This is a genomic window from Curvibacter soli (assembly GCF_029211125.1).
GTDB lineage: Bacteria > Pseudomonadota > Gammaproteobacteria > Burkholderiales > Burkholderiaceae_C > Curvibacter_A > Curvibacter_A soli.
The window spans coordinates 89,411-104,180 of the sequence record NZ_JARGEN010000017.1 but is presented as its reverse complement, the minus strand read 5'-3'; the positions used below and the strand labels follow the sequence as shown (position 1 = coordinate 104,180).

Below are 14,770 nucleotides of genomic sequence, written 5' to 3'. Positions count from 1 at the left end.
CTTGGTCTTGTCGATGCGCGCAAGCACCGCCTCGAACTCCTTGACGTTGGAGACCGTGGTGTTGGCGATGGCCACGATCACGTCGCCTTCGCGCAGGCCCGCGCGGGCAGCGGCATCGACCGCGCTGTCGACCACCACGCCGCCGCGCAGCCTGAGCTCCTTGCGCTGGTCTTCGGTCAGCGCGGTCACGACCAACCCCAATTGCTCTCCGGCAGAGGATACGGCGGGCTTCTCCCCCTTGCCGGCATCGGCCTTGACGGGCTGGTCGGGCTCCATCTCTGCCACGCTGATGGACAGGTCGCGCGAGGCACCGCGCCGGAACACGGTGATGGTGCTCTTCGTGCCCGGCTTGGTGTTGCCGACCAGGCGCGGCAGGTCGGCGGTCTTCTCGATGGGCTTGCCGTCGAACTTCGTGATCACGTCGCCCGCTTCTATGCCCGCCTTCTCGGCGGGCGACCCCGCTTCGACGCTGCGCACGAGCGCACCCTGGGACTTGCCGAGGCCGATGGACTCGGCGATGTCCTTGCCCACTTGCTCGATCTGCACGCCAATGCGCCCGCGCGATACGCGCCCACTGGTGCGCAACTGCTCGCTGACGCGGATGGCCTCGTCGATCGGGATGGCGAACGAGATGCCCATGTAGCCGCCCGAGCGCGAATAGATCTGGCTGTTGATTCCCACCACTTCGCCGCGCATGTTGATCAGCGGGCCGCCCGAGTTGCCGGGGTTGATCGCTACGTCGGTCTGGATCAGCGGCAGGAAATCCCCTGTGTCGCGCTGCTTGGCGCTGACGATGCCCGCCGTCACGCTGTTTTCCAGGCCGAACGGCGAGCCGATGGCCATGACCCATTCGCCGGCCTTCAGCCGCCCCACATCCCCAATCTTCACGGCGGGCAGGCCGGTGGCGTCGATCTTCACCACGGCCACATCGGAACGCTTGTCCGCGCCCATGATGCGTGCCTTGAACTCGCGCTTGTCGGTAAGCGTGACGATGACCTCGGTGGCGTCCTCGACCACATGGGCATTGGTCATGACGAAACCATCGGAGGTGAGAATGAAGCCCGAACCCACGCCGCGCGGCTGGGCCTCCTCGCCGCCCTGCCGGGGCCGCTGCTGAGGCGGGACATTGGGAACAGGTATGCCGAAGCGGCGCAGGAAGTCCTGCATTTCCTCGTCCATGCCGTTGGCGCCGCCGCGCGCCGGGACTTTCTCGGTGGTGCGGATGTTCACCACCGAAGGGCCGACCTGCTCGACCAGGTCGGTGAAATCGGGCAGTGCCCGCAACGCCGCAGCCGGTTGGGCGTGGGCCGCCTCCAGAGGCATGAGCGATGCGCCAATGCCCACGACCGCCATGCCCAGCAGCGCACCGGCGGGCAGCGTCTTCCAATCGATCTTCACCATCATCGACCTTTCAACTCCAAAGAAAAAAACGGGACGGGCGGCAGGCGCAAAAACATTGCCCGCGGGCAAAACACGCCTGCGCACCCTATTTCGCCACGCGCTCCAGGCTGCCGGCGAAAGCCTTCAGCGTCTGCATCGGCACCTCGCCCACGGCCGTCAGCCACCAATCGTCCGCCACCCGCTGCATCAGCGTGCGCGTAGCGCCCATGACGAGCTCGATGGCCTGTGCGTTGCGCTGCGCATCGTAGGGCGCCACGAACAGCGAAACGGTCGCCAGCCCGTCGGAGAATATCCACTGCATGGTCCGCTCGCCGACGCCCCCCGCCGGAAAAGGGCGGCGGTAGCAGCTCATGGCGCGGAAGCCCGGCACCGGCGCCTTGAGCTGCCAGCCCTCTGCAGCGGCCGTGGTCTTGGCGAGATCGGGCCTCTCCACCTTGTAACCCGCCCTGTTGCCCATCATGCGCGAGAGCTTGTCCATGCGCACGGGCGCGTCGATCTCCAGTTCGGAGAACGCAACCTGTTCGAGCACCCGGCCATCGGTGTCCAGCGTCTGCAGTTGCATGGCCAGGCCCGTGCGCTTCTCGCTCCAGATCCTGTAGCCGAAGCGCAGGCCGTCGCGGGGCTTGAGCACGACCACATCCGCATCGAAGCCCGCCACGCGCTCCGTACCCACATGGCGCGCGGCATAGAACTCCGGAATCGCGGAGTCGGGCGCCTGCAGCAGGTTGGGAAAGAGCCCCAGCGATTCGCGCTGTTCGACCCGCGCGAGCTTGAGGTCGGGCAGGAAGGTGATGACATGGTCGTTGTGCCGGAAGGTGGAGCGCGGCGTGCCGGTCAGCGCCTCCACGCGCTCCAACTGCTGCGCGCCGTCGCAGGCATGCCAGATGCGCGAGCTCGACATGCCGCCCGCGGCCGACAGCACCACGAAAGTGCCCACATAGCTCCGCTGGCGCGAGGCTTCGTGGATGCGCATCAGCCACTGGCTGACATCGCGCTCGCCCGCAGCCGCGGATGGCTGCGTCGCAAGCGGCGCGCCCGCCCAGGCAGGCGCGCACAGCGCCACGGCCAGCGCGCAGCAGATGCGGGAGAAGAACAGACTTGGCACCATCGGCATCAATTCACGCACGGCCCCGCACGGGCCTCAGCGGGCAGGCCCCTCGAAAGTAGCGTTGCGCATGAAGCCCGCCGGCATCTGCAGGGCGGATGCACCGCCGAACTGCTTGTGCGCGGCCAGCAGTTCGTCTAGGCGCGGATCGCGGATCATGACCTGCTCGGCGGCAGCGGTGCCGCCGCTTTGCGCCACCGCCACGGGTGCATGGGGCGGTGCCGCCACGGCCATATGCGATGCCGATGCCGCCTGCATCTCCAGGCTCGACCCGGCGGCATTCCAGCCCACCGCCGCCACGGCGGCAATGCAGGCGCATGCGGCCACGGCCTTCCAGCCCCAGGCGGATGCATTCGCGGCCGCGCGCGCGGGCAGTTGCGGCGGCACGGCATCGGGCGCCACGGCATCCCTCACTTGCGGGCGGGCAACCGGCGGCTCCCGCCGCAGCCGCTGCTGCAGCCGGGCCAGGAATGCATCGGGCGCGCAGCCATGCGCCAGATCGTCCGACCTCAGCACATCGCCCACCAGGTGGTAGGCATGCCAGGCGGCCCTTGCCTCGGCATCCGAAGACAGCAGTTCGAGCGCCAGCGCGAACGCTTCGCCATGCAGTTGCCCATCGGCGAGGGCCGATACCTGTTCATGCTTGTCGAATTTTTCCGTCGTCATGGCGTCACCTGCTACCGCGTTCGTTCATTACCAACGTTTGCCCGACTGGTTTTCCAGCAGGGGCTTGACCCGGGCGGAGATGGCCTCGCGCGCGCGGAAGATGCGCGAGCGGACCGTGCCGATGGGGCAGTTCATCGCCTCCGCGATTTCCTCGTAGCTCAGCCCTTCGATCTCGCGCAGCGTGACCGCCTGCCGCAAATCCTCGGGCAGCGCCTCCATGGCCGCATTGACCGTGGCGGCGATTTCCTGCGCCGCCAGTATCGTCTCGGGGGTTTCGTCGCTGGTTAGTTCGTTTCCCCCCATGGAAGTTTCATCGTCCTCGTCGCCGCTGCCGCGCAGTGCGCTTTCGGTGATGACCGGGTTGCGCTTGAGGTCGACCAGGGCTTTCTTGGCCGTGTTGACGGCGATCCGGTACAGCCAGGTATAGAACTGCGCCTCGCCGCGGAATTGGTGCAGCGCACGGTAGGCGCGGATGAAGGTCTCCTGGGCGATGTCCTCGACCAGGTCGACGTCGCGCACCATGCGCCCGATCAACCGCTCGATGCGGCGCTGGTACTTCACCACCAGCAGCTCGAAGGCCCGCTGGTCGCCCGCGACGGTGCGCTCGACCAGCAGCAGATCGCTGTCGGATGCACTGGCGGGCGTGGGGGATGGTTTCGCGGGCGTCATGGTGGTGTGGAGACGACCCGGTCCATCGGCTCCCTGTCCTGGTGCGCGGCATTCGGGGCCGCGCCCATTCTGGCGCGCGAATATACCGCACGCCGCAGCATATCCCAGCGCTCGGGACAGGCGCGGCGTTCCAGCCACAGCCACAATACCGGCCCCCGCCCATCGCGCAGCGACACGAGCAGGGCCCGCTGGAAATCCAGGTGCACGCCGAGCGCCACGTCCTGGCGCGGCGGTGCGCCCGCCCACTGCCACGCCATGCCGTCCCACGACAGTTCACCGCTCGCCGCACTGCGCATGGCATGGCCGCCCCAGCAGCAGGCGGCCACCCATGCCAGGGCCGTCACGCCCTGGCGCCAATCCACGACGGCAGCCACGATGCACCAGGCTGCCAGCACGCAAGCGCCCAGCGCCGCGAACACCGCATGGGCGGCGCCCGCCAGGCGCGAACCGCCTACCGGGTAGTGGACCGGCGGCGCGTTATGCGAAAGAAGGGAAGCAGGCAAGCGACGCGGCCCGGATGGGAGCCTCGTCAGGCCAGGCGCTTGAACACCAGCGTGCCGTTGGTGCCGCCGAAGCCGAAGTTGTTCTTGACCGCCACGTCGATCTTCAGGTCGCGCGCCTCATTGGCGCAGTAGTCCAGGTCGCACGCCGGATCCTGGTTGAAGATATTGATGGTGGGCGGGCTCTTCTGCCGGTACACGGCCAGCGTGGTAAACACGCTTTCGATGCCGCCGGCGCCGCCAAGCAGGTGGCCTGTCATCGACTTCGTGGAATTGACGACCGCCTTGCGGGCATGGTCGCCCATTACCGCCTTGATGGCATTGGTCTCGTTGAGGTCGCCCAGTTGCGTGGACGTGCCATGGGCGTTGAGGTAATCGACCTCGTCAGCGTTCACGCGGGCATCGCGCAGCGCCATGACCATGGAGCGGCGCGGGCCATCCACGTCGGGCGCGGTGACGTGGTAGGCATCGCCGCTCAGCCCGAAACCCGCGATCTCGGCATAGATGCGGGCACCGCGCGCCTTGGCGTGCTCGTATTCCTCCAGCACCAGCACACCGGCGCCCTCGCCGAGCACGAAGCCGTCGCGGTCCTTGTCCCACGGGCGCGACGCAGTCTTGGGATCGTCGTTGCGCGTGGACAGCGCGCGCGCCGCCGCGAAGCCGCCGACGCCCAGCGGCGAAACCGTGGACTCGGCGCCGCCCGCGACCATCACGTCGCAGTCGCCGTGCTCGATCATGCGCGCCGACAGGCCGATGGCGTGCAGGCCCGTGGTGCAGGCCGTCGCCACGGCGATGTTGGGGCCCTTGAAGCCAAAGCGTATGGAAACGTGGCCCGAGATCATGTTGATGATCGAGGCCGGAACGAAGAAAGGCGAGATACGCCGCGGACCGCGGCTGGTGTAGTCGGCGTGGGTGGCCTCGATCATCGGCAGGCCGCCGATGCCCGACCCGATGTTGCAGCCGATGCGCGTGGCCTGCTCTTCGCCCAGCGCGTCACCCGTAGGCAGGCCGCTGTCGGCCACGGCCTGGCAGGCCGCCGCATAGCCCAGGTGGATGAAGCGGTCCATGTGACGCGCTTCCTTCTCGGGCAGGTAGTCGGTGACGTTGAAGCCCTTGACCTCGCCGGCGAACTTGCACGCGAAACTGCTGGCATCGAACTGGGTGATGAAGTCGATGCCGGAATTCCCGGCGACCAGGTTGGCCCAGGCATCGGCAACCGTGTTCCCCACGGGGCTGATACAACCCAGGCCGGTCACGACGACACGGCGACGGCTCATGCGCGAATACCTTTACGTATCTCTTGGCGAACGGCGGGAGGCCGCTCAGGCTTTTTGGTGGGTGTTGGCGTAGTCGATGGCGTTCTGCACCGTGGTGATCTTTTCGGCATCCTCGTCGGGAATCTCGATGCCGAATTCATCCTCCAGCGCCATCACCAGTTCGACCGTGTCGAGCGAGTCGGCGCCAAGGTCGGCCACGAAGGCCTTTTCATTGGTGACCTGGGACTCTTCCACGCCGAGCTGCTCGGCGATGATTTTTTTGACACGTGCTTCGATATCGCTCATGGTTTCCCTCTGGGGGTTGAAAATGAATCCGCGATTTTAGCCGGCCCGGGTGACATTCCCCCAGCCAGCCGCCGGGCGGATGAACCGGCATGATCCTGCGGCCTATTCACACGTACATCACATGTACATGCCGCCATTGACGTGCAACTGCTGGCCCGTGATGTAGCCCGCCTGCGGCGAGGCCAGAAAAGCCACCGCGTGCGCGATGTCGGCGGGCTTGCCCAGGTGGCCCAGGGCGATCTGGCCCAGCAGGGCCTTCTGCTGTGCTTCGGGCAGGCTGGCGGTCATGTCGGTTTCGATGAAGCCCGGCGCCACGCAGTTCACCGTGATGTTGCGGCTGCCGAGTTCGCGCGCCAGGGACCGGGTCATGCCGGCCACGCCGGCCTTGGCCGCGGCATAGTTGGCCTGCCCCGGATTGCCCGCGGCGCCCACCACGCTGGTGATGCTGATGATGCGGCCGTAGCGCTGCTTCATCATGGGCCGCATGACGGCGCGCGCCAACCGGAAAACGGCCTTGAGATTGGTGTCGAGCACCGCGTCCCAGTCCTCGTCCTTGAGCCGCATGGCGAGGTTGTCGCGGGTGATGCCGGCGTTGTTGACCAGCACCTGGATGCCGCCGTGCTCCTTGACGATCTGGTCGACCAATGCGTCCGCAGCCTGGGCATCGTTCACATCCAGCCGCACGCCCCGGCTGGCGGCCGATACGGCGGCCAGCGTCTGCCCGATGCGGGCCGCGCCGTCGTCGGTAGTGGCGGTGCCGATGACGGTGAAACCGCGCTGGGCCAGTTCATGCGCGATGGCCGCGCCGATGCCGCGCGAGGCGCCGGTGACCAGCGCCACCTGCGGCGGCTTGTTGTCGCTCATTGGGGAACCTCCGTGCTGCGCACTGCTGTCTTGGGACGATCCGGCGCTGCGCTCATGCAAGCAGCTCCTTGGTCTCGGCGAGGCTCGCCGGATCGTACACCGCGCCGCCCACGATGGCGGCGTCGATGCGCTTGGCCATGCCCGCCAGCACCTTGCCCGGGCCGCATTCGATGATGTGGCCCAGCCCGCGCGCCTTGAGCGCCTGCACGCACTCCACCCAGCGCACCGGGCCGAAGGCCTGGCGGTACAGGGCATCGCGGATGCGACCGGCATCGGTTTCCACGGCCACGTCGATGTTGTTGACGACGGCAATGGCCGGAGCGGCGAATTCCGTGTCGGCCAACCGGGCGCGCAGCCGAACGGCTGCGGGCTTCATGAGGCTGGAGTGGAACGGCGCCGACACCGGCAGCGGCAGCGCGCGCTTGGCGCCCGCGGCCTTGAGCACCGCGCAGGCTTTATCCACCGCGGCCTTGCTGCCGGCGATGACGGTCTGCGCCGGATCGTTGAAGTTGACGGCCTCCACCACCTCGGCGCTGCCGGGGCCGAAGCTGGCCGTGGCCTCGGCGCAGCCCGCGCGCACCTTGTCCGCCTCGATGCCCAGAATGGCCGCCATGGCGCCCTGCCCCACGGGCACGGCCTCCTGCATGGCCGCGGCGCGGAAGCGCACCAGCGGCGCGGCCTGCGCCAGCGTCAGCACGCCCGCGGCAACCAGGGCCGTGTATTCGCCCAGTGAATGGCCGGCCACCGCCGCCGGCACCGGCCCGCCCTCGGCGCGCCAGGCGCGGTAAGCGGCCACGCCGGCCACCAGCATCACGGGCTGGGTGTTGGTGGTGAGCGCCAGGGCTTCCTTCGGGCCGTCATGGATCAGCCGGCCCATGTCTTCGCCCAGCGCATCGGACGCTTCGCGCAGGACTTCGGCCACCGCAGGGTGGTCACCCCAGGCGTCGAGCATCCCCACGGCCTGCGAGCCCTGGCCGGGAAAGACAAATGCGAATGGCTGCATGCAAGACCTTCCGGAAAATTTATGAGTCAAATTGGCCTCCAGCGCTTTATATATAAGCGCTGGCAGCTACAAATCCAGGAGCACCGCGCCCCACGTGAAGCCACCGCCCACGCCTTCGAGCAGCAGGGTGTCGCCGGGCTTGGCCTGGCCGCCGCGCACGGCGGCGTCGAGCGCCAGCGGAATGGACGCCGCCGACGTGTTGCCTTGTTGGTCCACCGTGACGAAGAGCTTGTCGCCCGGCAGCTTGAGCTTGCGCGCCGTGCTCTGCATGATGCGGAGGTTGGCCTGGTGCGGGATCAGCAGGTCGATGTCGGCGTCGGTGCGGCCCGCCTTCTCCAGCACGGCGCGGGCCGCGCTCTCCAGCACGCCCACGGCCAGGCGGAACACGGCCTGGCCGTCCATCTTCAGCAGCGGGTCGCCGATCACCTTGCCGCCCGAGACATTGCCCGGCACGCAGAGGATGCCCACGTGCTTGCCGTCGGCATGCAGGTCGCTGGCCAGGATGCCGGGCCTGTCGCTCGCCTCCAGCACCACGGCGCCGGCGCCGTCGCCGAACAGCACGCAGGTGGTGCGGTCGCTGAAGTCGAGGATGCGCGAGAACACCTCCGCGCCCACCACCAGCGCACGATTCGCCAGGCCCGTCTGGATCATCGAATCGGCCAGCGTCAGCGCATAGACGAAACCGCTGCACACCGCCTGCACGTCGAACGCCGGGCAGCCGTGGATGCCGAGCTTGGCCTGCAGGATGCAGGCGGTGGAGGGGAACACCATGTCCGGCGTGGACGTGGCGACGATGATGAGATCGATGTCCTGCGGCCGGCAGTCGGCGGCCTCGATGGCGTGGCGAGCGGCTTCCAGCCCCAGGTCGCTGCTGGTCACATCGGGCGCAGCAAAGTGGCGCGCGCGGATGCCGGTGCGCTCCACGATCCATTCATCGGAGGTTTCCACGCCGCGCGCGGCCAGTTCGGCAGCGAGGTCGGCGTTGGTGAGGCGGCGTGGCGGCAGGTAGCTGCCGGTGCCGGTGATGCGGGAATAGCGTCTCATATTAGTGTGGTCTCCCGGGCCTGTCAGGCCACGGATGCGGCGGCATCCACCGGCTGCTCCGCGGCGGCTGGCAGCAGCAGCGGCGCGGCGTGCGCGATGCGCGCCTGCACCCGCTCCAGCAGATGGTTGCGGGCCGCATCATACGCGCGGTGGAGCGCCTGCTCGAACGCCACATCGTCGGCGGAGCCGTGGCTCTTGAACACCAGCCCGCGCAGGCCCAGCAGCGCGGCACCGTTGTAGCGGCGGTGGTCCACGCGCCGCCTGAACGCGGCCAGCACCGGATAGGCGGCGACGGCGGCGATCCGGGTGAACAGGTTGCGCGAGAACTCCGCGCGCAGAAAGCCGCCGATCATCGCGGCCAGCCCCTCGGTGGTCTTGAGCATGACGTTGCCGACGAAGCCGTCGCAGACCACGATGTCGGTCGTGCCTTTGAAGATGTCGTCGCCCTCGACGTTGCCGGCGAAGTTCAGGTCGCCCGACTGCCCCGCCGCGCGCAGCAGCTCGCCCGCGCGCTTGATGACGTCGCTGCCCTTGATGGCCTCCGAGCCGATGTTGAGCAGCCCCACGCTGGGCGCCTCGTTGCCCTTGAGCACGGAGTCGAGCGCCGAGCCCAGCACCGCGAACTGCAACAGGTGGTGCGCGGTGCAGTCGACGTTGGCGCCCAGATCCAGCACCGTGGTCGCGCCGCCCTTGGCATTGGGCAGCGGATAGGCGATGGCCGGGCGCTCGATGCCCTCGACCGTCTTGAGCACGTAGCGCGCGATTGCCATCAGCGCGCCGGTGTTGCCGGCGGAAACCGCCGCCTGGGCGGCGCCCAGCTTCACCTGCTCGATCGCCACGCGCATGGATGAATCCTTCTTCTTGCGCAGCGCGATCTCCAGCGGATCGTCCATCGCCACCACCTCGCTGGCAGCGACGATGGCGGCGCGCTCGTGCGCGAAGCGCCCCAGTGCGGCGGGCTGACCGACCAGCAGCAGCCGGGCGTCGGGGTGCCGCGCCAGGAACTGGCGGCAGGCGGCCAGCGTGACGCGCGGCCCATGGTCGCCCCCCATGCAATCGACGGCGAGCGTGATCATGGGCGGCGGGCGGCGGCGCGGGAGGGACCGAAAAAAAACGCGACCATCAAGACGAAGGCCCGTGCTACCGCGAACGGAGCGCCGGGCCTTGCATGCGCTTGAAAATCAGGCTTCGGACTTGTTCTTCAGAACCTGGCGGCCACGGTAGAAACCGTTGGGGCTGATGTGGTGGCGCAGATGGGTTTCGCCCGTGGTGGGCTCCACGGCGATGCCCGGCACGTTGAGGGCATTGTGCGAACGGTGCATGCCGCGCTTGGAAGGCGACTTCTTGTTTTGCTGTACGGCCATGATCGGGCTCCTGTGCATTGCGCGCCGCGCGGGCGCTGTGAGGTTGGAGAAAACGCGTCAACCCGGCCAACGAAACCGTCTCGAACACGACTTGACGCAACAAGGATGCAACCTCTACCGCCGAAACGGGTGCCGGCTGTTCGAAGGGGCGTCTTTGCGTGCAAGTCTCCTGTCAGAAGACACGTGGGAGTCCGCGCGAAGCCCGCGATTATAACGCAGGCGGCCTCACTCCTGGCGCCCGCCCTTCTTGAGCGCCTGCAGGGCCGCGAACGGGTGGGGGCGCTCGGCCTCGGCGGCCTCGAAGCCGGGATCTGCGGCCGAGAGCTTCACATCCACCGGGCATTCGGCGTGGCGCGGCACCACGGGCAGCGCCATCAGCAATTCGTCCTCGACCAGGGCGCGCAGGTGGAAGTCGCGGCTGGCAACCAGCAGATCCTCTTCGGCCTCCTCGTCCTCGGCGTCGGCCGTGGCCTCATCGGCCACGAAGCGAAACAGCCGGTCCACCGACAGCGGCAGCAGCAGGGGCCCGAGGCAGCGCTGGCAGACCAGCGGCAACTCGGCATGCGCCTGCAGATGCAGCCACGCGGTTGCGCCGCCGCCGGGCGCCGGGCGCCATTCGCCCTCGGCGCGCCAGTCCACGCAAAACGTACCTAAATCGGGCTGCGGCGCTTGCGTTTCCTGCGCAAGGCGCTCATATTTCGATAGCGGATCGGTATCCGCCAGCCGGCCTGCCGCATGGGCGAAGGCCACGACGTCGAGGCTGTCGGGGGAGAAGTCTCTGGACATCCGGGCAGTGTAAGACAGGACTCGCGCAAAACATGCTTCACCAGTGCAGTGTTCGATGCTTGGCGGCACCAATAAAAGCGATGCGTTTTTTTGGCGCAGGGCAAGGCGCAAACCGCAGCGATAGCCGTCGCTATCGCGAGGATTTGCAACGCCGCCATGCGTCAAAAGGCGCGGTTTTATGTGCTGCTCAGCGTTGAACACTGCACCAGCATGCCGGGCTACAGGCTGGCGGTGGGGTTGCATCCTTGTTTGCACAAGTCGTAAGAGAATCGCCGCATGCCTGATCCGCTCCCTCTGCCCCGCCCGCTGGTGCTGGGCTCCACCTCGCGCTACCGGCGCGAACTGCTGTCGCGCCTGCGCCTGCCTTTCGAGGTGGCCGCGCCCGAAGTCGACGAAACCCCGTTGCCCGGCGAAGTGCCCGCCGCCCTGGCCGCCCGGCTGGCGCTGGCCAAGGCGCGCGCCGTGGCGCGGCGCTTTCCCGCAGCCGTGGTGATCGGCTCCGACCAGGTGGCCGATCTGCACGGCGAGCCGCTGGGCAAGCCCGGCGGCCACGACCAGGCCGTGGCGCAGTTGCGCCGCATGCGCGGCCAGACCGTGGTGTTCCAGACCGCGCTGGCCGTGGTCTGCCAGGCCACCGGCTTCGAGGCGCACGACATAGCGCCCGTGCGCGTGCGCTTGCGCGACCTAGACGACGCCGAGATCGAACGCTACCTGCGGGCCGAACAGCCCTACGACTGCGCCGGCAGCGCCAAGAGCGAGGGCCTGGGCATCGCCCTGCTCGACGCCATCGACAGCGACGACCCGACGGCCCTCGTGGGTCTGCCGCTGATCCGCACCTGCCGCCTGCTGCGCGCCGCGGGCATCGCCGTGCCATGAGCGGCCCGACGCCGGCCCCGGGGGGCACCCTCTACCTCGTCCCCGCCCCGCTGGACTTCGGCTGCGCCGCGCAGGTCCCGCTCGCCGACGCGCTGCCCGAAGGCACGCTGCGCGCCGCCGCCGGCATCACCCACTGGGTCTGCGAGAACGCCAAGAGCGCGCGCGCCTACCTCAAACGCATCGACGAAGCGCACCCGCTGGCCGCGCCGCTGCAGGCACAGCAGATCACTGAGCTGCCGCGCGCCGTGCACAAGAAGGGCGACCACGGCGGCGGCTTCGACGCCCGCCCGCTGCTGGCACCCGCGCTGGCCGGCCACGCCATGGGCCTGCTCAGCGAAGCGGGCATGCCGGCGGTGGCCGACCCGGGCAGTTCGGTGGTGCGCGCCGCGCACGATCTGGGCCTGCCCGTGGTGCCGCTCGTGGGCCCGGTATCGCTGCTGCTGGCGCTGGCGGCCAGCGGACTCAACGGCCAGGGATTTGCCTTCGCGGGCTACCTGCCGCAGGACGCGGGCGAGCGCGCCGTGCGCATCCGCGCGCTCGAAGCCCACGCGCTGCAGACCGGCCAGGCCCAGATCTGCATCGAGACGCCCTACCGCAACGCCGCCCTGCTGCAGGCGCTGCTGGCCGCGCTGCACCCCGGCACACGGCTGTCCGTCAGCCAGGGCCTGACGCTGCCCGCGGGCCGCACGCGCAGTGCCCGCGTGGCCGACTGGCGCAAGAGCCCGCAGGACGGGACGCCCGATGGCCACACGCCCGCCGTGTTCGCGTTCGGGCCGTGAGCACGCAGCAGCGAAATGCCGTCCGCGCCGCGCGGCTGCAGTTCTTTTGCGTCGGCTTTGTATTCGCCACCTGGGGCGTGCACATCCCGAGCGTCGGCACCCACTACGGCATGGGCGCCGGCCCGCTGGGGCTGGCCATGCTGGCCGTGGGCACGGGTGCGCTGCTGGGCCTGTCGCGGGCCGGGCGGCTGGTGGCGCGCCACGGCCCGCGCCGCGTGGTGCGCGGCTGCGCTCTGCTGGCCGCGCCCTGCCTGGCGTTGCTGCTGCACATGCCCGGCTTCGCGGCGCTGCTGGTGCTGCTGGCGCTGTTCGGCGCGGCCACCAGCGTCAACGACGTGGCCATCAATACCGAGGCCGCGGCGCTGGAGCAGCGCGCGGGCCGCCCGCTGATGAGTGGACTGCACGCCATGTTCAGCACCGGCGGCATGGCCGGCGCGCTGCTGGGCGGTGCGCTGCTGGCGCGCGGCATCGCCCCGCAGGCGCAATTGGTGCTGCTGGCCGCAGTGGGCGCCGCGACCATGCTCGGCGCGGCGGCGCGCATGCTGCCGCCCATACCGGCGCCCGCGCCGGACGCGCCCCGCCCGCGCTGGCGGCCACCCCCCGGCCCCTTGCTGGCACTGGGCCTGATGGCCGCGCTGGGCCTGATGGTGGAAGGCGCGATGTACGACTGGAGCGTGCTCTACCTGCGCCAGGAACGCCACAGCCCGCCGGGCCAGGCCGCGCTGGCCTATGCCTGTTTCTCCGCCGCCATGGCCGCCATGCGCTTCGCCGGCGACGGGCTGCGGGCGCGCTTCGCTGCCCCGACCCTGCTGCGCGCCAGCGCCGCACTGGCGGCCTGCGCGCTGGTGGGGGCCATGCTGGCGCCTACGCCCTGGCTCGCGCTCGCGGGCTTCGCGCTGGTGGGCGCGGGGCTCGCCAACGTCGTGCCGCTGCTGTTCGTGGCCGCCGCGCGCCAGCCGGGGCAGGCTCCGGCGCAGAGCATCGCCAGCGTATCGTCGCTGGGCTATGCGGGGCTGATGGCCGGGCCACCGCTGATTGGCCTCATCGCCCACCATGGCTCGCTCACGCTGGCGCTGCTGGTGGTGGCGGGTTTCGCGGGTGTGCTGGCGTTGGTGGCGCCGCGCGTGGGCGGTTAGCCAAGTGGGCGCAGGCCATGGGCGGGCGCTGCGCGCCAATGGTCAAATCGGCCCTCGTCGCCCGTATTTACTGCGGTTGCAGCTACTTATTTCATAGCAATCTGCGCTGTGGTGCCAGCACCACCGCCGCCGCAGCGCAGGCCAGCAGCCCGAGCACGAACAGCGCCACGGCACCGGTCAGGGAGCGCCGATAGCCCAAGCGCTGCGCCAGCCGCTGCTGCTGCACCATGGCCAAGCAGGCTGCCCGTGGCGTAGGCGGCTTGGACGTGGATTCGTCGGGCGCGGCGTCCACGCGCCGCCCATCCATGCGCCGCCCATGATGGGGGCTGCGCCGAAGACGAACGTCACGTTCTCGAAGAACTCCACGTCCGCCACCGGCCCGCACAGCGACATGAGCAGGCTCTTGCGCCCGGCGTGGCGTGTGCCCAGGGGCGCGACAGCGCTGCACGGGCGGAGCGATCCCAGCCCCCGGGCCCGGCGCGGCCGCTCACGGCGCGGCCCCGCCGCCCCCGGCGGTGGCATCCTGCCCGGCCAGCAGGCACTGATTGAGCGCGCGCAGGTCGCGCAGCACGGGTTCCAGGTCGGGCACACCGGCCCATGCGTCGCGGTAAGCCTCGTGCACCAGCGGCGCGCAGGCCGCGAGCCGGCGCAAGCCGGCCTCGGTGAGCACGAGCTGCAGCGCGCGCCGGTCGTCAGCCGCGGCCTGGCGCTCCACCAGGCCCTGCTCGCCCAGCGCATCGAGCAGCCGCGTGACCTGGGGGCGGGTGGCGTCGAGAGAGACGCTGAGCTCCGAGGGGCGCAGCGCCTGCCCCTTGTGCAGCGAGATGAAGGCCAGCGCCAGGTATTCGCGCATGCGCAGGCCCTGGCCGGCGAGCGCCGCGTCCATGCGCGCGCGCAGCAGCGCTGCGGCGCGCATGAGCAGCCGCGTGGCCAGAATGGCCGGCGCCGGCGCCGAAGGGCGGCGGCGCAGGTAGCGCCGCAGGTCATCCTCGAAAGGCATGCGAACCTCCAATTG

18 protein-coding genes are annotated in these 14,770 nt (G+C 69.5%); 3 read left to right on the top strand and 15 right to left on the bottom strand.

The window, feature by feature from the left end:
- The 13 genes from PY257_RS04040 to PY257_RS03980 form a co-directional block, all read right to left on the bottom strand.
- A partial coding sequence (locus PY257_RS04040) for a DegQ family serine endoprotease (RefSeq protein WP_275739108.1) occupies positions 1-1,404 on the bottom strand: 1,404 nt, incomplete at its 3' end.
- A gap of 82 nt (positions 1,405-1,486) precedes the next feature.
- Positions 1,487-2,509, bottom strand: a complete 1,023-nt coding sequence (locus PY257_RS04035) for a MucB/RseB C-terminal domain-containing protein (RefSeq protein WP_275739106.1) — start codon at positions 2,507-2,509, stop codon at positions 1,487-1,489.
- A 33-nt stretch (positions 2,510-2,542) separates the two neighbouring features.
- The gene (locus tag PY257_RS04030; protein WP_275739104.1) at positions 2,543-3,172 is read right to left on the bottom strand and encodes a sigma-E factor negative regulatory protein; all 630 of its coding nucleotides are present in this window, start codon (positions 3,170-3,172) and stop codon (positions 2,543-2,545) included.
- Between the two features lie 27 nt (positions 3,173-3,199).
- Positions 3,200-3,841: an RNA polymerase sigma factor RpoE gene (rpoE, locus tag PY257_RS04025; RefSeq protein WP_275739102.1), complete on the bottom strand. Its 642-nt coding sequence runs from the start codon at positions 3,839-3,841 to the stop codon at positions 3,200-3,202.
- Positions 3,838-4,344, bottom strand: a complete 507-nt coding sequence (locus PY257_RS04020; protein WP_275739100.1) for a hypothetical protein — start codon at positions 4,342-4,344, stop codon at positions 3,838-3,840. The genes rpoE and PY257_RS04020 overlap by 4 nt, the downstream gene beginning before the upstream one ends.
- A gap of 26 nt (positions 4,345-4,370) precedes the next feature.
- Positions 4,371-5,618, bottom strand: a complete 1,248-nt coding sequence (gene fabF / locus PY257_RS04015) for a beta-ketoacyl-ACP synthase II (RefSeq protein ID WP_275739098.1) — start codon at positions 5,616-5,618, stop codon at positions 4,371-4,373.
- 45 nt (positions 5,619-5,663) lie between these two features.
- Positions 5,664-5,903, bottom strand: a complete 240-nt coding sequence (gene acpP, locus PY257_RS04010; protein ID WP_003058049.1) for an acyl carrier protein — start codon at positions 5,901-5,903, stop codon at positions 5,664-5,666.
- Between the two features lie 117 nt (positions 5,904-6,020).
- Positions 6,021-6,767 carry a 3-oxoacyl-ACP reductase FabG gene (gene fabG / locus PY257_RS04005; protein WP_275739096.1) on the bottom strand — a complete coding sequence of 249 codons (747 nt, stop codon included), beginning with the start codon at positions 6,765-6,767 and terminating at the stop codon, positions 6,021-6,023.
- A gap of 52 nt (positions 6,768-6,819) precedes the next feature.
- Positions 6,820-7,770 carry an ACP S-malonyltransferase gene (gene fabD / locus PY257_RS04000; protein ID WP_275739094.1) on the bottom strand — a complete coding sequence of 317 codons (951 nt, stop codon included), beginning with the start codon at positions 7,768-7,770 and terminating at the stop codon, positions 6,820-6,822.
- A gap of 66 nt (positions 7,771-7,836) precedes the next feature.
- On the bottom strand, positions 7,837-8,814 hold the full coding sequence (locus PY257_RS03995; RefSeq protein ID WP_275739092.1) for a beta-ketoacyl-ACP synthase III: 978 nt from the start codon (positions 8,812-8,814) through the stop codon (positions 7,837-7,839).
- A gap of 23 nt (positions 8,815-8,837) precedes the next feature.
- On the bottom strand, positions 8,838-9,890 hold the full coding sequence (gene plsX, locus PY257_RS03990; protein ID WP_275739090.1) for a phosphate acyltransferase PlsX: 1,053 nt from the start codon (positions 9,888-9,890) through the stop codon (positions 8,838-8,840).
- Between the two features lie 105 nt (positions 9,891-9,995).
- Positions 9,996-10,178, bottom strand: a complete 183-nt coding sequence (gene rpmF, locus PY257_RS03985; protein ID WP_005794249.1) for a 50S ribosomal protein L32 — start codon at positions 10,176-10,178, stop codon at positions 9,996-9,998.
- Positions 10,179-10,403: 225 nt separating this feature from the next.
- Complete coding sequence (locus tag PY257_RS03980; RefSeq protein WP_275739070.1) at positions 10,404-10,964, bottom strand: YceD family protein; 561 nt, start codon at positions 10,962-10,964, stop codon at positions 10,404-10,406.
- A gap of 276 nt (positions 10,965-11,240) precedes the next feature.
- Here PY257_RS03980 and PY257_RS03975 point away from each other — a divergent pair, with 276 nt between their 5' ends.
- Genes PY257_RS03975 through PY257_RS03965 form a run of 3 tightly spaced genes read left to right on the top strand, consistent with a single transcriptional unit; the run spans position 11,241 to position 13,755 of the window.
- Positions 11,241-11,840 (top strand): Maf family nucleotide pyrophosphatase, encoded by a 600-nt coding sequence (locus tag PY257_RS03975; RefSeq protein ID WP_275739068.1) that lies wholly within the window; start codon positions 11,241-11,243, stop codon positions 11,838-11,840.
- Complete coding sequence (locus PY257_RS03970; RefSeq protein WP_275739066.1) at positions 11,837-12,619, top strand: SAM-dependent methyltransferase; 783 nt, start codon at positions 11,837-11,839, stop codon at positions 12,617-12,619. Before PY257_RS03975 ends, PY257_RS03970 begins: the two co-directional genes overlap by 4 nt.
- Positions 12,616-13,755: an MFS transporter gene (locus tag PY257_RS03965; RefSeq protein WP_275739065.1), complete on the top strand. Its 1,140-nt coding sequence runs from the start codon at positions 12,616-12,618 to the stop codon at positions 13,753-13,755. Before PY257_RS03970 ends, PY257_RS03965 begins: the two co-directional genes overlap by 4 nt.
- A 91-nt stretch (positions 13,756-13,846) precedes the next feature.
- Here the strand turns inward: PY257_RS03965 and PY257_RS03960 are convergent, their stop codons facing one another.
- A complete protein-coding gene (locus tag PY257_RS03960; RefSeq protein WP_275739063.1) occupies positions 13,847-14,062 on the bottom strand; it encodes a hypothetical protein in 216 nt (71 codons plus the stop codon).
- A 180-nt stretch (positions 14,063-14,242) separates the two neighbouring features.
- Complete coding sequence (locus tag PY257_RS03955; RefSeq protein ID WP_275739062.1) at positions 14,243-14,755, bottom strand: MarR family winged helix-turn-helix transcriptional regulator; 513 nt, start codon at positions 14,753-14,755, stop codon at positions 14,243-14,245.
- Positions 14,756-14,770: the final 15 nt, after the last annotated feature.

Bases quoted from the DNA above. Each gene is read 5' to 3' on its own strand.
- PY257_RS04035 (WP_275739106.1), bottom strand. From the start codon at position 2,509: ATGGTGCCAAGTCTGTTCTTCTCCCGCATCTGCTGCGCGCTGGCCGTG.
- PY257_RS04030 (WP_275739104.1), bottom strand. From the start codon at position 3,172: ATGACGACGGAAAAATTCGACAAGCATGAACAGGTATCGGCCCTCGCC.
- rpoE (WP_275739102.1), bottom strand. From the start codon at position 3,841: ATGACGCCCGCGAAACCATCCCCCACGCCCGCCAGTGCATCCGACAGC.
- fabF (WP_275739098.1), bottom strand. From the start codon at position 5,618: ATGAGCCGTCGCCGTGTCGTCGTGACCGGCCTGGGTTGTATCAGCCCC.
- acpP (WP_003058049.1), bottom strand. From the start codon at position 5,903: ATGAGCGATATCGAAGCACGTGTCAAAAAAATCATCGCCGAGCAGCTC.
- fabG (WP_275739096.1), bottom strand. From the start codon at position 6,767: ATGAGCGACAACAAGCCGCCGCAGGTGGCGCTGGTCACCGGCGCCTCG.
- fabD (WP_275739094.1), bottom strand. From the start codon at position 7,770: ATGCAGCCATTCGCATTTGTCTTTCCCGGCCAGGGCTCGCAGGCCGTG.
- PY257_RS03995 (WP_275739092.1), bottom strand. From the start codon at position 8,814: ATGAGACGCTATTCCCGCATCACCGGCACCGGCAGCTACCTGCCGCCA.
- plsX (WP_275739090.1), bottom strand. From the start codon at position 9,890: ATGATCACGCTCGCCGTCGATTGCATGGGGGGCGACCATGGGCCGCGC.
- rpmF (WP_005794249.1), bottom strand. From the start codon at position 10,178: ATGGCCGTACAGCAAAACAAGAAGTCGCCTTCCAAGCGCGGCATGCAC.
- PY257_RS03980 (WP_275739070.1), bottom strand. From the start codon at position 10,964: ATGTCCAGAGACTTCTCCCCCGACAGCCTCGACGTCGTGGCCTTCGCC.
- PY257_RS03975 (WP_275739068.1), top strand. From the start codon at position 11,241: ATGCCTGATCCGCTCCCTCTGCCCCGCCCGCTGGTGCTGGGCTCCACC.
- PY257_RS03970 (WP_275739066.1), top strand. From the start codon at position 11,837: ATGAGCGGCCCGACGCCGGCCCCGGGGGGCACCCTCTACCTCGTCCCC.
- PY257_RS03960 (WP_275739063.1), bottom strand. From the start codon at position 14,062: ATGGATGGGCGGCGCGTGGACGCCGCGCCCGACGAATCCACGTCCAAG.
- PY257_RS03955 (WP_275739062.1), bottom strand. From the start codon at position 14,755: ATGCCTTTCGAGGATGACCTGCGGCGCTACCTGCGCCGCCGCCCTTCG.